Raw genomic sequence first — 14,356 nt, forward strand, 5'->3', positions numbered from 1 at the left:
TTAACCTTTATTGATAAATCTTTCTAAACGCTGCATGGCGATAGCCATTCTATCTATGGAAGTCGTATAAGCAAAACGAATGTAATGATTTGATTCATATTCGCCAAAGTCCTTGCCCGGTGTGACTGCCACGCCTTCGGCCTCCAGAAAATCCAGCGCGAATTGATAGCTGTCATCGGTAAATTTTGCACAATTGGCATACACATAAAAAGCCCCTTCCGGCTTGCTCGGGATATCAAAACCTATTTGCAATAGCGTGTCGTAAAGAAAATCGCGCCGAGCGGCAAACTCCGCCCGCCTGAGTTCAAGCTCGTCAAGCGTACGTTCGTCAAAAGCGGCCAGTGCGGCATATTGAGAATGCGTGGGAGTGGAAATAAAAATATTCTGCGCCAGTTTCTCCGTGGCTTCAACAAACTCATCAGGTACAACCATCCATCCGACCCGCCAGCCGGTCATACCAAAGTATTTGGAAAAACTGTTGATGACGAACACATCATCGTTGAATACCAGAGCCGTCGGCGCTCTGCTGCCATAAACCAGGCCATGATAAATTTCATCGGAGTAAAAACACCCGCCCAGCTGACCAACGGTTTGAATGGCTGAGTTCAATACCGCCGGGTCGATAACCGTGCCGGTTGGATTGGATGGCGAGGCAATCAACGCGCCCTTGGTCGCTTCCGTCCAGTTCTCTCTTATCAATTCAGCGGTTAGCTGATAACGGGTGGTCGAATCCACGGGCACGGCTCGGGTTTTGCCCTCAAACACCTTGACGAAATTACGGTTACACGGATAACAAGGATCAGCCATCAGCAGTTCTTCGCCCGGATTCAAACTGGTGCCCAGCGCCAGTAGAAAAGCGCCGGAAGCGCCGGGCGTGATAAAAATTCGCTCTGGCGCTACGGATACCCCGTAACGCAGCCGGTAAAAATCGGCTATTCTTTCGCGTAATTCAGGCAGGCCCGCTGCCGGCGTATACTTAATCTCCCCGGTCTGAATGTGTTTGACAGCAGCTTCAATGATAGTCCGCGGCGTAGTAAAATCGGGTTCGCCAATTTCCATATGAATGATATCCCTGCCTTCGCCTTCCATTTGCCTGGCGCGCCGCAACAATTCCATGACATAAAACGGAGAAATAGTCTGAATCCGCGCTGCCAGCCTTTTGCCCATAATCTTAACCACCCGTTAAAATGTTTAATATTGCTGATAATCCTTGCCATCTTATTATGATTCTGCTAAAAATGCGCAGTTTTTTATTTATCTTGTCTTTAGGAGTTAACGGATGACCGATAGTTCTAAAACTGATGCATCACCTTTCAGTTTTACGCCTTACAAAGAAAAAGAAGGCGAGGAGTACATGAATGAGGCTCAATTAAAACATTTTGAGACCATTCTAAGAAACTGGAAAGCTGAATTAATGCAGGAAGTGGATCGTACCGTACATCACATGCAAGACGATGCAGCTAATTTCCCTGATCCTAATGACCGGGCCACCCAGGAGTCGGAATTCAGTCTGGAATTAAGAACCCGCGACCGCGAACGGAAACTGATCAAGAAAATTGATGAATCCCTGAAAGATATTGAATCAGGTGATTACGGTTATTGCGAATCGTGCGGCATCGAAATCGGCGTACGCCGCTTGGAAGCCAGGCCGACGGCTACCCTGTGCATAGACTGCAAAACCCTGGACGAAATTCGGGAAAAACAGATGGGGTGAGCCTGTCTCAGGACAAACAACCCTATATCGGCCGGTTTGCGCCTTCACCTACCGGCCCCCTTCATTTTGGATCTCTATATACGGCCCTGGCCGGTTTTCTTCAAGCCCGCTCGCAACAGGGAAAATGGCTGTTGCGCATCGACGATCTCGACACGCCGCGAAATGCCCAGGGTTCGATAGACCATATCCTGAAAACGCTGGAGATTTTCGGCCTGCATTGGGATGACACCGTTTACTATCAAAGCCAGCACCTCGACGTTTACAAAGATACGCTCCATGAGCTGATGGAAAACCGGCTTGTTTACGCCTGCACCTGCAGCCGAAAAACGCTGGCCGAAGCCAATCCGGCACAGACGCGGCCCGATATTTATCCCGGCATCTGCCGGGATAAAATGCCTCCGCCGCGCACACCGCATTCCTTGCGCATCAAAACCGACAATCGCATCATTTCGTTTCAGGATGAGTTGCAAGGCCTGATCTCGCAAAACCTGGCCGAGCAGCATGGCGATTTCATCCTGAAAAGAAAAGACGGCATTATCGCCTACCAGTTTGCTGTCGTGATTGACGATTGCAGGCAATACATCAATCACATCGTACGCGGCTTTGATCTGCTCGACTCGACGCCCAAGCAAATCTATCTGCAACAGCAGCTGGGACTGCCCTCCCTTCAATACATGCATGTACCGATCATTATCGATACCCAGGGCTATAAACTCAGCAAGCAAACCCTGGCTCAAGCAGTTGATTTAAAGGCTCCGCACAAACTGATTTTTGAGCTGTTGACTTTACTAAAGCAACAGCCCCCGGACGAGCTTAAGGGCGTCGAAGCCATCGAACTTCTTGACTGGGCCATAGCGCATTGGGACCCAACCCCTCTGGAGAAATTACGTGCAATCAGCCGATGAATTAATTAAGGTACTTCATTCTCCTCACACCAGTCGCCACTCGTTTGCCGGATAAGGATTAAAACATGACAGACGTTAAAATTTACGACATAAAACCGGAAATCGCCGCTCGCGCCCATATCTCCGCCGAAACGTACAAAACGCTTTATCAACGCTCTATTGATGACCCCGAAGCTTTCTGGGCCGAGCAGGCAGAGCTGTTTCTGGACTGGAATCAGCGCTGGGATAAGGTCATGGACTACAATTATCTTAAAGGCCATATACGCTGGTTCGAAGGCGGAAAGCTCAACGTCAGCGTCAACTGCCTGGACCGCCACCTGCCGACGCGCGGCGATCAGACAGCCATTATCTGGGAAGGCGACGATCCGGCTCAGGATAAAAAAATCACTTACCGCGAGCTTCATGAGCAGGTCTGTAAATTTGCCAATGTTTTAAAAGCGCAAGGCGTCAAGAAAGGTGACCGCATCTGCATTTATCTACCCATGATCGCCGAGGCGGCCACCGTCATGCTGGCCTGTACGCGCATCGGCGCCGTGCATTCGATCGTGTTCGGCGGTTTTTCCGCCGATGCATTGCGAGACCGCATACTCGATGCGAATTGCCAATACCTGGTCTGCGCCGACGAAGGCAACCGCGGCGGCAAGGCCACACCACTGAAAGTCAATGTCGATAACGCAGCCGCGCATTGCCCCGGGCTTAAAAAAGTCATCGTCATCAAAAATACCGGCGCCGCCATAGACTGGCATGAACACCGCGACCTCTGGTATCACGAAGCCATGACCGAGGCGTCACCCGAATGCCCGGCCGAATCCATGGACGCGGAAGATCCGCTGTTCATCCTGTACACCTCAGGCTCCACCGGCAAGCCTAAAGGTGTTCTGCATACGACCGGCGGTTACCTGCTGTATGCGGCCATGACCCACAAATATGTTTTCGATTACCAGGACGGCGATATTTACTGGTGCACGGCCGACATAGGCTGGGTAACCGGCCACTCCTACAGCATATACGGCCCTTTATGCAATGGCGCCACGACGCTGCTGTTCGAAGGCGTGCCGACTTATCCGGAAGCCGACCGCTTCTGGCGCGTCGTCGACAAGCATCAGGTCAGTATCTTTTATACCGCGCCGACCGCTATCCGCGCCCTGATGGCGCAGGGCGACGATTTTGTCACACGCACCGACCGCGGCAGCCTCAGAATTCTCGGCAGCGTCGGCGAACCGATCAATCCGGAAGCCTGGGAATGGTTTTATCATGTGGTCGGCAATGGCCGGTGCCCAATCATGGATACCTGGTGGCAAACCGAAACCGGGGGCATCATGATCACACCCCTGCCCGGCGCCATCGCACTAAAACCGGGCTCCGCCACCTTGCCGTTTTTCGGCGTCAAGCCCGAGATTCTGGATAATGAAGGCCGCCTGCAGGAAGGCGTCTCCGAAGGCATTCTGGTCATCAGCCGCTCATGGCCCGGCCAGGCCCGGACGATTTACGGCGATCACCAACGTTTTATCGATACCTATTTTAAAAATTATCCCGGCTATTACTTTGCCGGCGACGGCGCTCGCCGCGACCAGGACGGCTATTACTGGATTACCGGCCGCGTCGACGACGTCATCAATGTCTCCGGTCACCGGATGGGCACGGCGGAAATCGAAAGCGCGCTGGTGCTGCACGAAGACGTCGCCGAAGCGGCCGTGGTCGGTTATCCGCACGATATCAAGGGCCAGGGCATTTATGCTTATGTGACGTTAAATGTCGGCGTGGAACCAACGGAAGAACTCAGACAGGAACTGATCGAATTGGTCAGACAGGAAATCGGCGCCATTGCCCATCCTGATGTGATTCAATGGGCGCCGGGACTGCCGAAAACGCGTTCGGGCAAGATCATGCGCCGCATTTTACGCAAAGTGGCCTCTAACGACATCAGCAGCCTGGGCGATACGTCAACGCTGGCCGACCCCTCCGTCGTTACCGACATTATCGATCATCGGGCCAATAAATAAGACCGGCACCGATGGAAAACACACGAGCCATTAGCAGAAACGCATGTTTCAGCGAAGTGTTTATTGTTCAAACAACGGAATGGTCACGACTTGCATGTCCTTTCCGAACATGACGCCCAGGCGCAATGCCTTGGCCGACCGGGCTTCATCGCGGCCCGGAAAAAACAAATAACCGTAGGCCAGCTCGCCGGGCGATACGCGTTCGGTCCGCAGGGAATAGCGTGCCAGATCATTGAGAATTTGCTGGCCGTATTCGTCATGCGTAGTGGCTCCGCCGTACAACGCGCCGGCCGCGGCTCCTGCCATGGCGCCCTTGCCGGTCGTATCGCCGATATTGCTGCCGCTAATGATGCCGATTGCCAGTCCTGCCAGCGCGCCGGCCGCGCCCATCAAGACCGACGGTCTTATAGTACCCTTCAAGGTTTCGCCAAACTCTACATCCTCGCTAACCCGCCGGTAGGCCTGATCGATCGTCAACAACGGCCATGCCTGGCCCAGATTATCGATCAGAAAAGTTTGCTGCGGTTGTAAATTGACTTCTTCCCTGCTTTGGTTATCGATGACCAGACGGACGGGCAGCAAGCCCATCCCTCTGACGTCATACCCGAATACCGATTTAGCCTTTTTTTCATCGACATAGGAGGTTGCCGCAATCCTGGCGCCTCTGATATTGATATGGCCGACGGAAGCCGATGGCAAGAGCACAGGCGATACTCGTTCTTTATACGTGCTGCAGCCGGCCAGCAAACAGCCGGCCAATAACGCCAAAAGTCCGTAATTCCGAATTCCACGATAAGCCATGCCATCCCCTTCTTGCCAACAAACCGCAAACCAGCCGTTTACAATTTACGACACCGCTTTTGGTCGGAGGTTCTATTTCAAGCAGGCCTGACCGCTATCCGGCGCCCTTCAAAAAGCACGACGCTTAAAATATAAACCAGCATCAATCCTATGCCGGACAGCCATGCCGGCTGACCGGCATTGACCGGCAACCGGTCATGCGCCAGATACAGGGCAATGCCGAGGCCGGCATAGCCGATCACGCGCTTGACATCATAAGCCACCGGATAATATTTCCTGCCCAACAGATAAGAGATAACGACCATCATGCCATAACAGGCCAGAGTCGCCCATGCCGACCCCACATAACCCAGAGTCGGAATCCACCAGACGTTAAGCACGACCGTCAAGGCCGCGCCGGCAAACGAGACAAAAGCCCCCATCACGGTGCGATCAGTCAACTTGTACCAGATCGACAGATTGACATAAATGCCCAGGCACAGATTGGCCAGCAACAGAATCGGCACGACATCGAGCCCGGCGCGAAACTCCTCGCCGATAAAATATTTAAAGAAATCGATAAACAGCGTCACCATCAGAAAAATGAACACGCAGAAAATCACAAAAAACTTGAGCACATCGGCATAGACCTTGCGCGCATCCTTATTGTCCGCATAGGCGAAGAAAAACGGTTCGGCAGCATAACGGAAAGCCTGAATGAACAATGACATCAGAACAGAGAGCTTGTAGCAGGCGCTGTAAATGCCGAGCATTTTCAAATTAGTGACTTCGTCATAGGGCAGCAGGTATTTGAGCAGGGCGCGATCAAGCATTTCATTGACAATACCGGCGAAGCCAATCACGACCATCGGCAGCGAATAGCGCAGCATGCGCTTAAACAATTGCCAATCGAAGCCCCAGGCCAGTCCTTTCAGCTGCGGCGTCAACAGTAAAAACTTAAACAGGCTGGCCAGTAAATTGGCAATGAAGATATATCCTATGCCGACAGCCGGATCGTAAACCCGCCCTATCCAGGATTCGGGATTCTGTTCGAGCGCCTTGGGGCAATAAACGATGAAAAACAGGCTTAGCAAGATCGTTATCATGATCTCGATCACCTTGATGCTGGCGAAACGCAGCGCCTTGTTCTCGGCCCGCAATCGGGCGAACGGAATAGCCGTCATCGCATCCAGCGTCAGTATAGTCGCAAACCACAGCACGTACTCCGGATGATCGGCATAATGCAGTGCCGCCGACAGCGGAGCATTGAGCCACCGAATCAGCAGAAAAAAGCCCAGATTGACCAGGACGACAAAAATCAGCGCCGTTGAATAAGCCACATCGCGGCCGGGCGATTCCTTGTCGCGGAAACGAAAAAAGCCTGTTTCGAACCCGAACAGCAACAGCACGGAAAAAAATCCCGCATAGGCGTAAAACTCCGACACCACACCATATTCCGCCGCCGAAAAGTAATAGGTGTACAGCGGCACCAGCAAATAGTTGAGAAAGCGCCCGAAAATACTGCTCAAGCCATAGATTGCGGTTTGGGATGCCAGTTTTCTTATAATGCCCATTTGATCCTGTTGATCGATTAAAGAAATATTCGCAGGGAACGCGAGCCGACTGAGCCGCTCCGGAATCTAAGGAACGGGAATGAAATAAGACCCGCAAATGAGGCAGGATTTCTGTTCATATTCAAGGCGCGCAAACAGGCGCATGGCAAGCCATGTAACTGTTTGCGCAAAGCTTCCGCTCCTGCTCACGCCCCTTACCTACATCCCTGTAGGCAACGCCGAAGAGGGACGGAAAGACAAGTCATTTGCGGGAATTATAAAATTCACGTTCCTAAGATGCCAACGCGGTTGCGGTTAGCCAGCTCGGCATTATATAACCGATAGGATGCCGGTGAGATTTTTTATGGTTTACTGTGCCGGACAATCAGAAAAAATGAAAGTGCCTGTCAATGCCTGATTTTCATGAGGTCCGGCGGTAAAAGGCAAAAAAAAGAGAAAACTGAATTGATGTGTCGTTTGAAGCGATTGTTGTTTTCGTATAGGTTTTGACGAGGCTAATCCTCTTTTTCGACCCACTCATCGCCGCGCTTTTCGTATTTGTTTTTGACGGCCGCCCAAGCCACTTTATGGGCAACGGTCTCCCGGTCATCATCACCGTAACGATCCTCGGGATCCTTATACTCGTCCCAAGCATTGTTATAGGCCGCCAGATAGATCTCCTGGCCATGCGTGGGCAAATGATTCCTGACATTGTCCGGCAAATCACTTAAACGCTTGTAAGGCATGTTCTCCTCCCAAATCAAGAATTCGATGATAAATTCCGGCCACCGCTCCTTATTTAAACCTGGCCGTCGCCAGATTTACCGATTCGCCCAGACTATTCGAAGCGGCTTCGACATCAGCCTTTAAATTTTCCCAGGCTTCATCGCCGGCCTGCCGGAGTTCCTCCAGCTTGCTCCATGCGCTCTGCTGCTTTTGCCGTAACTCATCAATGTGCTTGTCATATTCAGCTTTGACATCGGCTTCGGCCTGATCCGCCCTGACTTTCAGCTGATCAATCGCGGCATTCCATTCATCCAGCTGTGTTTGCAATTTATGCACGTAGACTTCCCGCTGCTTCATGTTGGTCTCCTGCCATGGGTTAATCAGGATTTAGCAATAACCGTCGTCAAACCGTTGTCTCGAATCCATGACAAAATGACTTACGCCCGACCCGAGAAGTTCCTTGGAAGCCATTGGCCGTTTTCTGGTTTCGGACATAAAAAAAGGGCCAGGTCCGGCCCTTTATATTCGGTTACGCATCGTTTTTATGCGGCGTGTCGCAAGTCGGATCAATACCCTGGTTATCGATATCGCAGTTCGATTCCAGCCACATGGCATTAATGATGGCGAAAGTGGCCGCGAAACCGACGCCCAGTATCCAGGTGAAGTACCACATTTGTATCTCCCAATTAATAAAGTGTGTGTGAATCTTTCAGCACGATCGGCAAAAACACCACGGTAATCCAGAACCCCAGCAATAATGTGGCATGGCTGGCGCTGGCATCCCATAAGGTCAGGCTGGAACGCGGATCCGTGGTAGAAATCAGCAGAAACGGGAACAGTCCAAACCCCACCGTCAACAATACGCCGGCGATGCCGAGGCTGCTCATCAGAAAAGCTCCGGCCGTGGATCGCCCTTTGCCCAGCAGCCAGGCCAGGACCAGTCCGGCAAACCCCAGTATGGGCGCCAGCAGCATCCAGGGTTCGGCAAGAAAATGACTCAGCCAGCCGGCGCCAGCCGCGACAACGGTTTTGTTGAGCGGATTTGAAGCCGCGGACGTGCCCGCCATGTGCGTAATTTCAGGACGGTCGACTGCCGTCAACAGCCATGACATCGCCATTGCCAGGCTGACCAGCAGCAATGGGCCGAGCACGGCCACAGCCGTTCTGGCACGGTTATGGATGACACCTTCCGTGCGCCATTTCAGAAACAGCGCGCCATGAAATGTCGTGGCCAGCAAGCCGACCACTCCGCATAGCAAGGCGAACGGACTTAACAAGTCCCAGAACGAGCCGTCGTAAAAAGCGCGCAAATCCTGATCGAGGTGGAACGGCAGACCCAGCAGTAAATTGCCGATCAAAACGCCCAACAGCACCGGCGGCAGCGTTCCGCCGATAAACAGCCCCCAATCCCAGGCGTTGCGCCAGACCGGATTCTCGATTTTGCCGCGATAATCAAAGCCTGCCGGCCTGAAGAACAAGGAAAACAATACCAGCAGCATCGCAACATACAGCCCCGAGAACAGCGTCGCATACACGGCGGGCCAGATCGCGAAGATAGCCCCGCCCAGCAACACCAGCCAAACCTGATTGCCCTCCCAGGTGGCGCCTACCGTATTGATGATAACGCGGCGCTCGATATCGCTCTTGCCCAGCAGCGGCAGTAACGTACAAACGCCGAAATCGAAGCCTTCGGTCAGCGCAAAGGCGATGGCGACGACACCGATAAACAGCCACCAGATCAGGCGGATGGTTTCATAATCGAACATAATGTGACCCTTATTGAATGATTGAAGCTTGTCGTACTAGTGGGCTTGGCCGGCTTGCAGTTCATGGTAATACCGTCCGGTATGAAGACTGCTGGGGCCCAGGCGCACATACTTGAACATCAGGTATAGCTCGATAACCAATAGCACCGTGTAAAACAACGCGAAGCCGCCGATGCTGAACCAGAGCTGCTCGCTACTGAGACTGGAAACGCTCATATGGGTCGGCAAAATGCCGGAAATGGTCCATGGCTGACGGCCGTATTCAGCGACAAACCAGCCCGTTTCCGCGGCGATCCAGGGCAATGGGATGCCCCAAACCGCCATCCGCATCAACCAGGGTTTCTGGTCGGCATTGCGCACGGCGCAGTGGTAAAAGGCGATGGCGAAAATAAACAGCATGGTAAACCCGCTGGCCACCATGATGCGGAACGACCAAAACAGCAACGCCACCTTCGGAATCGTGTCATTGGCCGCTTTTTGAATCATCTCCGCATCGGCATCCACGACTCGGTCGGTATATTTCTTCAGCAGCAATCCATAGCCCAGGTCATTTTTATACGCATCAAAGCGCTGGCGGGTCTGCTCGCTGCTGTCGCCGCTGCGCAGTTTTTGCAGCTCGGCGTAAGCCACCATGCCGCGCTTGATGCGTTCGGCGCTCTCATTACGCAAATCTTTCAAGCCTTTCACATCTTCATCGACTGAACGGGTCGCTATCAACCCCAGCAGATAAGGCACTTTGATCGCGAAATCGGTTTTTTCATTGTCCTGATCGGGAAAACCGAATACCGTAAAACTGGCTGGCGCCGGCGTGGTTTCCCACTCCGCTTCGATTGCCGCCAGCTTGATCTTTTGCGTTTCGCCGGAGGTATAGCCGCTTTCGTCGCCGAGCACGATCACCGACAGGACCGAAGCCAGTCCGAACGCTGACGCGATCGAAAACGACCGGCGGGCAAAGCCGATATCGCGCTTGTTCAATAAGTACCAGGAGCTGATGCCCAACACGAACATCGAGCCGGTCACATAGCCCGCGGCGACGGTGTGAACAAACTTGACCTGGGCGACCGGATTGAAAAACACATCGGCAAAACTGGTCATTTCCATGCGCAGGGTTTCATAATTGAATTCAGCCCCCACGGGGTGCTGCATCCAGCCGTTGGCGATCAGAATCCATAACGCCGACAGGCTGGTGCCTACCGCCAGCAGCCAGGTCACGACCAAATGCTGCACCTTGGTGAGTTTGTCCCAGCCGAAAAAAAACAGCCCTACGAACGTTGATTCCAGGAAAAAGGCCATCCACCCTTCACTTGCCAGCAGCGGACCGAAAATATCACCAACGTAATGCGAATAATAGGCCCAATTGGTGCCGAATTGGAATTCCAGCGTCAAACCGGTGGTCACGCCCATGGCAAAGTTGATGCCGAACAGCTTGCCCCAGAATTTAGTCATGTCCTTGTAGACCTCGCGACCGGTCATGACATAGACCGATTCCATAATACCGAGGATAAATGTCATGCCCAGGGTTAGCGGCACGAACAGAAAGTGGTAAAGCGCCGTCAGACCGAATTGCATTCTCGACAGCATGACAACATCTTCACCGAACATGGCTGGACTCCTTATAAGATTGAGATGAAAGACCGGAGGTGATTGCCGCGTGTTTGGCGGGCAACGCAAAGTGCTGCGCAATATCGGGTTTTGCCGGCGCCGGTTGGCCTTCCCAGCGAAAAATCAGGAACCAAAGCCCCGTCAACAAAATGATTTTGATCAATAACGCAATGCCGATTTCCCATCGCAGCAATCCGGGATGCGGCAGAATCCGATTTATCTTGGCTGAGTTTGCCATTGAGGCTCCCCTAAATTAACCATTAAAGCAGAATACGGGACTTTATCAATCCTTAACCGATTCGCCGATTAGTGTTGAAAGCGAGGTTAAAAGCCCCAAGATTGCCTGGCAACAGACCCGGCTCTCTTTTTCATAGTATATTAGAATTTTATTATTTTCTAAAATATATTTTCCAACCGCTTTATGCGATAGTCTTTTTTTGCGTCATTTATGGAGATTGAAGAAAAAAGCCGGTGAGTACCGGTTTGATAATAAAACGCACAATGCCTTTACCAGTAATGACTCTGCCGAGGATTGAACTGAAGCTGGGGATTAGAAACTTGTCCGGGTTTTATAAAGATAGCGGCGGATGCACTTTTTCATCTCAGCGATATCGGTTCGCCTATAACGGCAAGCGTTCCCCAGAGCAGCAGGTAGCTCGATAGAGATGTATAAGGAAAAGCTAAAGATGGTCCCGTTTCGGGGCGGCCCGTCAGGATTAATTGGCACGCCAGCCTGGCCGGCATTTCGCCCAGGTAAAAAGCCTTAGTAATGGGCATGGAATAAATCAGGGAATTGTAGGTGCGAATGAATTCGCACCTACACCGGAAATTCGTCCGCGCACTTGAGGAAGTTATTTTATGCGCGTTCTTTAGGCAATCGCCAGCATACTAAGACCAAATATAAACAGAAGCAGCCATGACTGCCGTTTTCGGGCCAGTTGCCATAAAAGCATGGCGTTGAACGAGTCATGGCAATCCTTGACTACTTTACCCTGCCTCTATTAAAAGACTATTAATTTATTGCATACAAATAAGAAACAATTAATATAATTTTTGCGCTATTGTTACCTATAAAAGTCTAACGTATATTTAAGCTGCAATTTAAGCAACCTTTTTACTTGATTGAGGATTTACACATGAGTGACTTTTATAAAGATATTTTGACTGGCGTGGTATTTGTTACCGGCCTGCTGGGTTTTGTTTCAGGAGAATTTATCATCTCGTCCACCCTGTTCGCGGCGGCAGCCATTGCCAGCAACGTCAACCTGAACCGTAAACGGGCCCATGCAGGACACATGCAATGCGAATGACCATCTTGCCTGATATGCTGCCCGGATCAATTTTTCATGTAGCAACTTAATGACTTCCAAGGCTTCACGGCCTTGGAAGTTTTTTGTTTATAGGCTCTCCTTTTCCACAACACCTCATCCTTTCAGCATTTCCATCCGTTCTCCGGCACGGCTCAGCGCCACCTTTTCATTATCATCAAACGCCCTGACAAAAGCAGGCATCTCGTGATGTCGATAAAATAACTCGACCACTGCATAATGCCTCCGGCCTCGGTCAATGCTTGTCAACCATTTCAGTCCTTAAGACATCAAACGCGTCAAACGCAATATTCAAGCTGAGCTTCAGGTTGAAAATACAGGCGATGACAGTACTGGTGAAAATACAGATCATGATGGCGATCTGGTATTTCACGGCTATCCAGGGATCGCTACCGCCCAAAATCTGGCCGGTCATCATGCCGGGCAGTGATACCAGTCCCATGGTAGCCATACTGGCAATGGCCGGGTTGATTGCCGCTTTGATCGCGGCGCGATAGTAAGGGCGCACCGCCTCCCAACGAGTCGCTCCCAGCATCAGGAAGGTCTCATATTCCAGCTGGTTTTTTCGCAGGGCGTAATAAAACCGTTCCAAGGCGATAACGTTTCCTTGCAGACAGTTGCCGAGAATCATGCCGGCCAAAGGCACAATATACCGGGCATCGTAATAATGCTCCGGCTGAATGACCAGAACCACCAGATAGGCGGTGGAAAATATTATGCTGGAGGCCACAGCCATAAAGGTAGCGAGAAAAAAATAACGGGCTTTAAGCCCTGCCCGGCGCAGAATGCTCCAATCAGCGACCAGCAGCATCAGCAATATCCATAACCCATTCAGCCAGGGATTGTTAAGGTCGAACAGCGCTTTCAGATAGATGCCAACCAGCGCCAACTGGATACTCATGCGCAGGATGCCGATACCGATATCGCGGCTCAAACGCAGGCCCGTCAGCCAGAGCAGCAGCCAGGGTAACAAACAGAGTCCATACAGCATCGCCATCCGGGGTAGCGCGATATCGAGTGTTTCCATTGCCTTTTGCCTGTAATGAATCTAAAAGTTGCTATACACCGGTATCCTGCATATTGGACACTTTACCGGACCGCCCGCTGCGTTTTGTCAGACGCCCTTCTTCAAGCTCAAAAACGAGATCACACCGCGCCATCCAATCGGGGTCGTGGGCTACTGACAAAACCGTCAGACTGGAATCGGAAAAAACATCGAACACGGCTTGTTTGCTTGCCGTATCCAGCGCACTGGTAACCTCGTCCAGCAGATAGAGATTTTTGCCCAGCAGCAGGCTGCGTGCCAAGGCAATTCGCTGTTTTTCCCCGCCGGAAATACGGCTGCTTTCCTGATGCAGAATATCCGCCGGCAAGTGCAAGCGCCGCAATACCTCAATGATCTGATCTTCCCGGGGCTTATGGCTCTGATGCGCTTTGAACCCAAAGGGCAATAGCAGAGCTTCCCGCACGCTTTCAGCCCCCAGTATCGGCTCTTGCCCGACATAAGCGGTATGGTTTCGGATAGTCAAAATCGAAGCGGGGTCAAGAGGTTCCCCCTGAAAGTAAACCATGCCCCCGCTTAATGGATGCAGGCCTAGCAAAGTCCTTAGCACACTGCTCTTACCGGAACCGGACTTGCCGCATAGCACGGCTTTCTCGCCGGCGAAAAGATCAAAACTGACATCGGACAGCAACATTTTTTCATGGACGCTGACCGATACCTGGTCGAATCGGATAATAGGGGACATTGCGTGATTTTTCTGAATTTGAATTTGCCCGGCAAAGTAAGGGATTAAGTCTGTCGGTAATCAACACTGATCAAATTGGCTGGCATCCCTGTACGGATTTGTACCGGTTTAGCCTAGCATGAAATAGCCATCCCTGTTAATCATCAATGATCAAAACGGAATAATCAGTGAACTGTCAAAGAGTGCAGTTAATGCGTCTTCACGGCCGCAAGCGCGCCCGCTGGCAGTAAG

Annotated in this window: 16 protein-coding genes; 4 read left to right on the top strand and 12 right to left on the bottom strand. The window is 51.7% G+C overall.

Annotated features, from left to right (window positions below):
* On the bottom strand, positions 1 to 1,167 hold the full coding sequence (locus tag EK22_RS12435) for a pyridoxal phosphate-dependent aminotransferase (RefSeq protein ID WP_020157501.1): 1,167 nt from the start codon (positions 1,165 to 1,167) through the stop codon (positions 1 to 3).
* A 112-nt stretch (positions 1,168 to 1,279) separates the two neighbouring features.
* Here EK22_RS12435 and dksA point away from each other — a divergent pair, with 112 nt between their 5' ends.
* From dksA to acs, 3 genes are all read left to right on the top strand, one after another.
* Positions 1,280 to 1,714, top strand: coding sequence for an RNA polymerase-binding protein DksA (dksA, locus tag EK22_RS12440; RefSeq protein ID WP_020157502.1), 435 nt, complete (start codon positions 1,280 to 1,282; stop codon positions 1,712 to 1,714).
* Positions 1,711 to 2,619 carry a tRNA glutamyl-Q(34) synthetase GluQRS gene (gluQRS, locus tag EK22_RS12445; RefSeq protein WP_081917875.1) on the top strand — a complete coding sequence of 303 codons (909 nt, stop codon included), beginning with the start codon at positions 1,711 to 1,713 and terminating at the stop codon, positions 2,617 to 2,619. The genes dksA and gluQRS overlap by 4 nt, the downstream gene beginning before the upstream one ends.
* A gap of 65 nt (positions 2,620 to 2,684) precedes the next feature.
* Positions 2,685 to 4,622, top strand: coding sequence for an acetate--CoA ligase (gene acs / locus EK22_RS12450; RefSeq protein ID WP_036251364.1), 1,938 nt, complete (start codon positions 2,685 to 2,687; stop codon positions 4,620 to 4,622).
* A 60-nt stretch (positions 4,623 to 4,682) separates the two neighbouring features.
* Here the strand turns inward: acs and EK22_RS12455 are convergent, their stop codons facing one another.
* The 9 genes from EK22_RS12455 to EK22_RS24275 form a co-directional block, all read right to left on the bottom strand.
* A complete protein-coding gene (locus EK22_RS12455; protein ID WP_020157505.1) occupies positions 4,683 to 5,423 on the bottom strand; it encodes a hypothetical protein in 741 nt (246 codons plus the stop codon).
* 77 nt (positions 5,424 to 5,500) lie between these two features.
* Positions 5,501 to 6,976 carry a lipopolysaccharide biosynthesis protein gene (locus EK22_RS12460; RefSeq protein ID WP_020157506.1) on the bottom strand — a complete coding sequence of 492 codons (1,476 nt, stop codon included), beginning with the start codon at positions 6,974 to 6,976 and terminating at the stop codon, positions 5,501 to 5,503.
* 494 nt (positions 6,977 to 7,470) lie between these two features.
* Positions 7,471 to 7,701, bottom strand: a complete 231-nt coding sequence (locus EK22_RS12465; RefSeq protein WP_020157507.1) for a ChaB family protein — start codon at positions 7,699 to 7,701, stop codon at positions 7,471 to 7,473.
* A 49-nt stretch (positions 7,702 to 7,750) separates the two neighbouring features.
* Positions 7,751 to 8,038 (bottom strand): sll1863 family stress response protein, encoded by a 288-nt coding sequence (locus EK22_RS12470; protein WP_036251367.1) that lies wholly within the window; start codon positions 8,036 to 8,038, stop codon positions 7,751 to 7,753.
* Between the two features lie 172 nt (positions 8,039 to 8,210).
* On the bottom strand, positions 8,211 to 8,354 hold the full coding sequence (gene cydX / locus EK22_RS23690; protein ID WP_020157509.1) for a cytochrome bd-I oxidase subunit CydX: 144 nt from the start codon (positions 8,352 to 8,354) through the stop codon (positions 8,211 to 8,213).
* A 13-nt stretch (positions 8,355 to 8,367) separates the two neighbouring features.
* Positions 8,368 to 9,447, bottom strand: coding sequence for a cytochrome d ubiquinol oxidase subunit II (cydB, locus tag EK22_RS12480; protein WP_051961878.1), 1,080 nt, complete (start codon positions 9,445 to 9,447; stop codon positions 8,368 to 8,370).
* Between the two features lie 36 nt (positions 9,448 to 9,483).
* Positions 9,484 to 11,049: a cytochrome ubiquinol oxidase subunit I gene (locus tag EK22_RS12485; protein ID WP_036251370.1), complete on the bottom strand. Its 1,566-nt coding sequence runs from the start codon at positions 11,047 to 11,049 to the stop codon at positions 9,484 to 9,486.
* Positions 11,039 to 11,287, bottom strand: coding sequence for a hypothetical protein (locus tag EK22_RS12490; RefSeq protein WP_020157512.1), 249 nt, complete (start codon positions 11,285 to 11,287; stop codon positions 11,039 to 11,041). The genes EK22_RS12485 and EK22_RS12490 overlap by 11 nt, the downstream gene beginning before the upstream one ends.
* Before the next feature lie 359 nt (positions 11,288 to 11,646).
* Positions 11,647 to 11,826, bottom strand: coding sequence for a hypothetical protein (locus EK22_RS24275; RefSeq protein ID WP_152565095.1), 180 nt, complete (start codon positions 11,824 to 11,826; stop codon positions 11,647 to 11,649).
* Positions 11,827 to 12,185: 359 nt separating this feature from the next.
* Here EK22_RS24275 and EK22_RS24935 point away from each other — a divergent pair, with 359 nt between their 5' ends.
* Positions 12,186 to 12,359, top strand: coding sequence for a hypothetical protein (locus tag EK22_RS24935; RefSeq protein WP_020157513.1), 174 nt, complete (start codon positions 12,186 to 12,188; stop codon positions 12,357 to 12,359).
* A gap of 253 nt (positions 12,360 to 12,612) precedes the next feature.
* On the opposite strand, the gene EK22_RS12495 is transcribed toward EK22_RS24935, so the two are convergent.
* Entirely contained in the window at positions 12,613 to 13,404 is a 792-nt protein-coding gene (locus tag EK22_RS12495; RefSeq protein ID WP_036251373.1) for an ABC transporter permease, read from the bottom strand.
* A 31-nt stretch (positions 13,405 to 13,435) separates the two neighbouring features.
* Entirely contained in the window at positions 13,436 to 14,125 is a 690-nt protein-coding gene (locus EK22_RS12500) for an ABC transporter ATP-binding protein (RefSeq protein WP_020157516.1), read from the bottom strand.
* Between the last annotated feature and the right edge of the window lie 231 nt (positions 14,126 to 14,356).

Origin of the sequence: Methylobacter sp. BBA5.1, from assembly GCF_000746145.1 — a bacterium.
Classification (GTDB): domain Bacteria; phylum Pseudomonadota; class Gammaproteobacteria; order Methylococcales; family Methylomonadaceae; genus Methylobacter; species Methylobacter marinus.

Bases quoted from the DNA above. Each gene is read 5' to 3' on its own strand.
- cydX (WP_020157509.1), bottom strand. From the start codon at position 8,354: ATGTGGTACTTCACCTGGATACTGGGCGTCGGTTTCGCGGCCACTTTC.
- dksA (WP_020157502.1), top strand. From the start codon at position 1,280: ATGACCGATAGTTCTAAAACTGATGCATCACCTTTCAGTTTTACGCCT.
- EK22_RS12490 (WP_020157512.1), bottom strand. From the start codon at position 11,287: ATGGCAAACTCAGCCAAGATAAATCGGATTCTGCCGCATCCCGGATTG.
- EK22_RS12465 (WP_020157507.1), bottom strand. From the start codon at position 7,701: ATGCCTTACAAGCGTTTAAGTGATTTGCCGGACAATGTCAGGAATCAT.
- EK22_RS12495 (WP_036251373.1), bottom strand. From the start codon at position 13,404: ATGGAAACACTCGATATCGCGCTACCCCGGATGGCGATGCTGTATGGA.
- EK22_RS24275 (WP_152565095.1), bottom strand. From the start codon at position 11,826: ATGCCCATTACTAAGGCTTTTTACCTGGGCGAAATGCCGGCCAGGCTG.
- EK22_RS24935 (WP_020157513.1), top strand. From the start codon at position 12,186: ATGAGTGACTTTTATAAAGATATTTTGACTGGCGTGGTATTTGTTACC.
- EK22_RS12435 (WP_020157501.1), bottom strand. From the start codon at position 1,167: ATGGGCAAAAGGCTGGCAGCGCGGATTCAGACTATTTCTCCGTTTTAT.
- EK22_RS12500 (WP_020157516.1), bottom strand. From the start codon at position 14,125: ATGTCCCCTATTATCCGATTCGACCAGGTATCGGTCAGCGTCCATGAA.
- EK22_RS12485 (WP_036251370.1), bottom strand. From the start codon at position 11,049: ATGTTCGGTGAAGATGTTGTCATGCTGTCGAGAATGCAATTCGGTCTG.
- acs (WP_036251364.1), top strand. From the start codon at position 2,685: ATGACAGACGTTAAAATTTACGACATAAAACCGGAAATCGCCGCTCGC.
- EK22_RS12470 (WP_036251367.1), bottom strand. From the start codon at position 8,038: ATGAAGCAGCGGGAAGTCTACGTGCATAAATTGCAAACACAGCTGGAT.
- cydB (WP_051961878.1), bottom strand. From the start codon at position 9,447: ATGTTCGATTATGAAACCATCCGCCTGATCTGGTGGCTGTTTATCGGT.
- EK22_RS12460 (WP_020157506.1), bottom strand. From the start codon at position 6,976: ATGGGCATTATAAGAAAACTGGCATCCCAAACCGCAATCTATGGCTTG.
- EK22_RS12455 (WP_020157505.1), bottom strand. From the start codon at position 5,423: ATGGCTTATCGTGGAATTCGGAATTACGGACTTTTGGCGTTATTGGCC.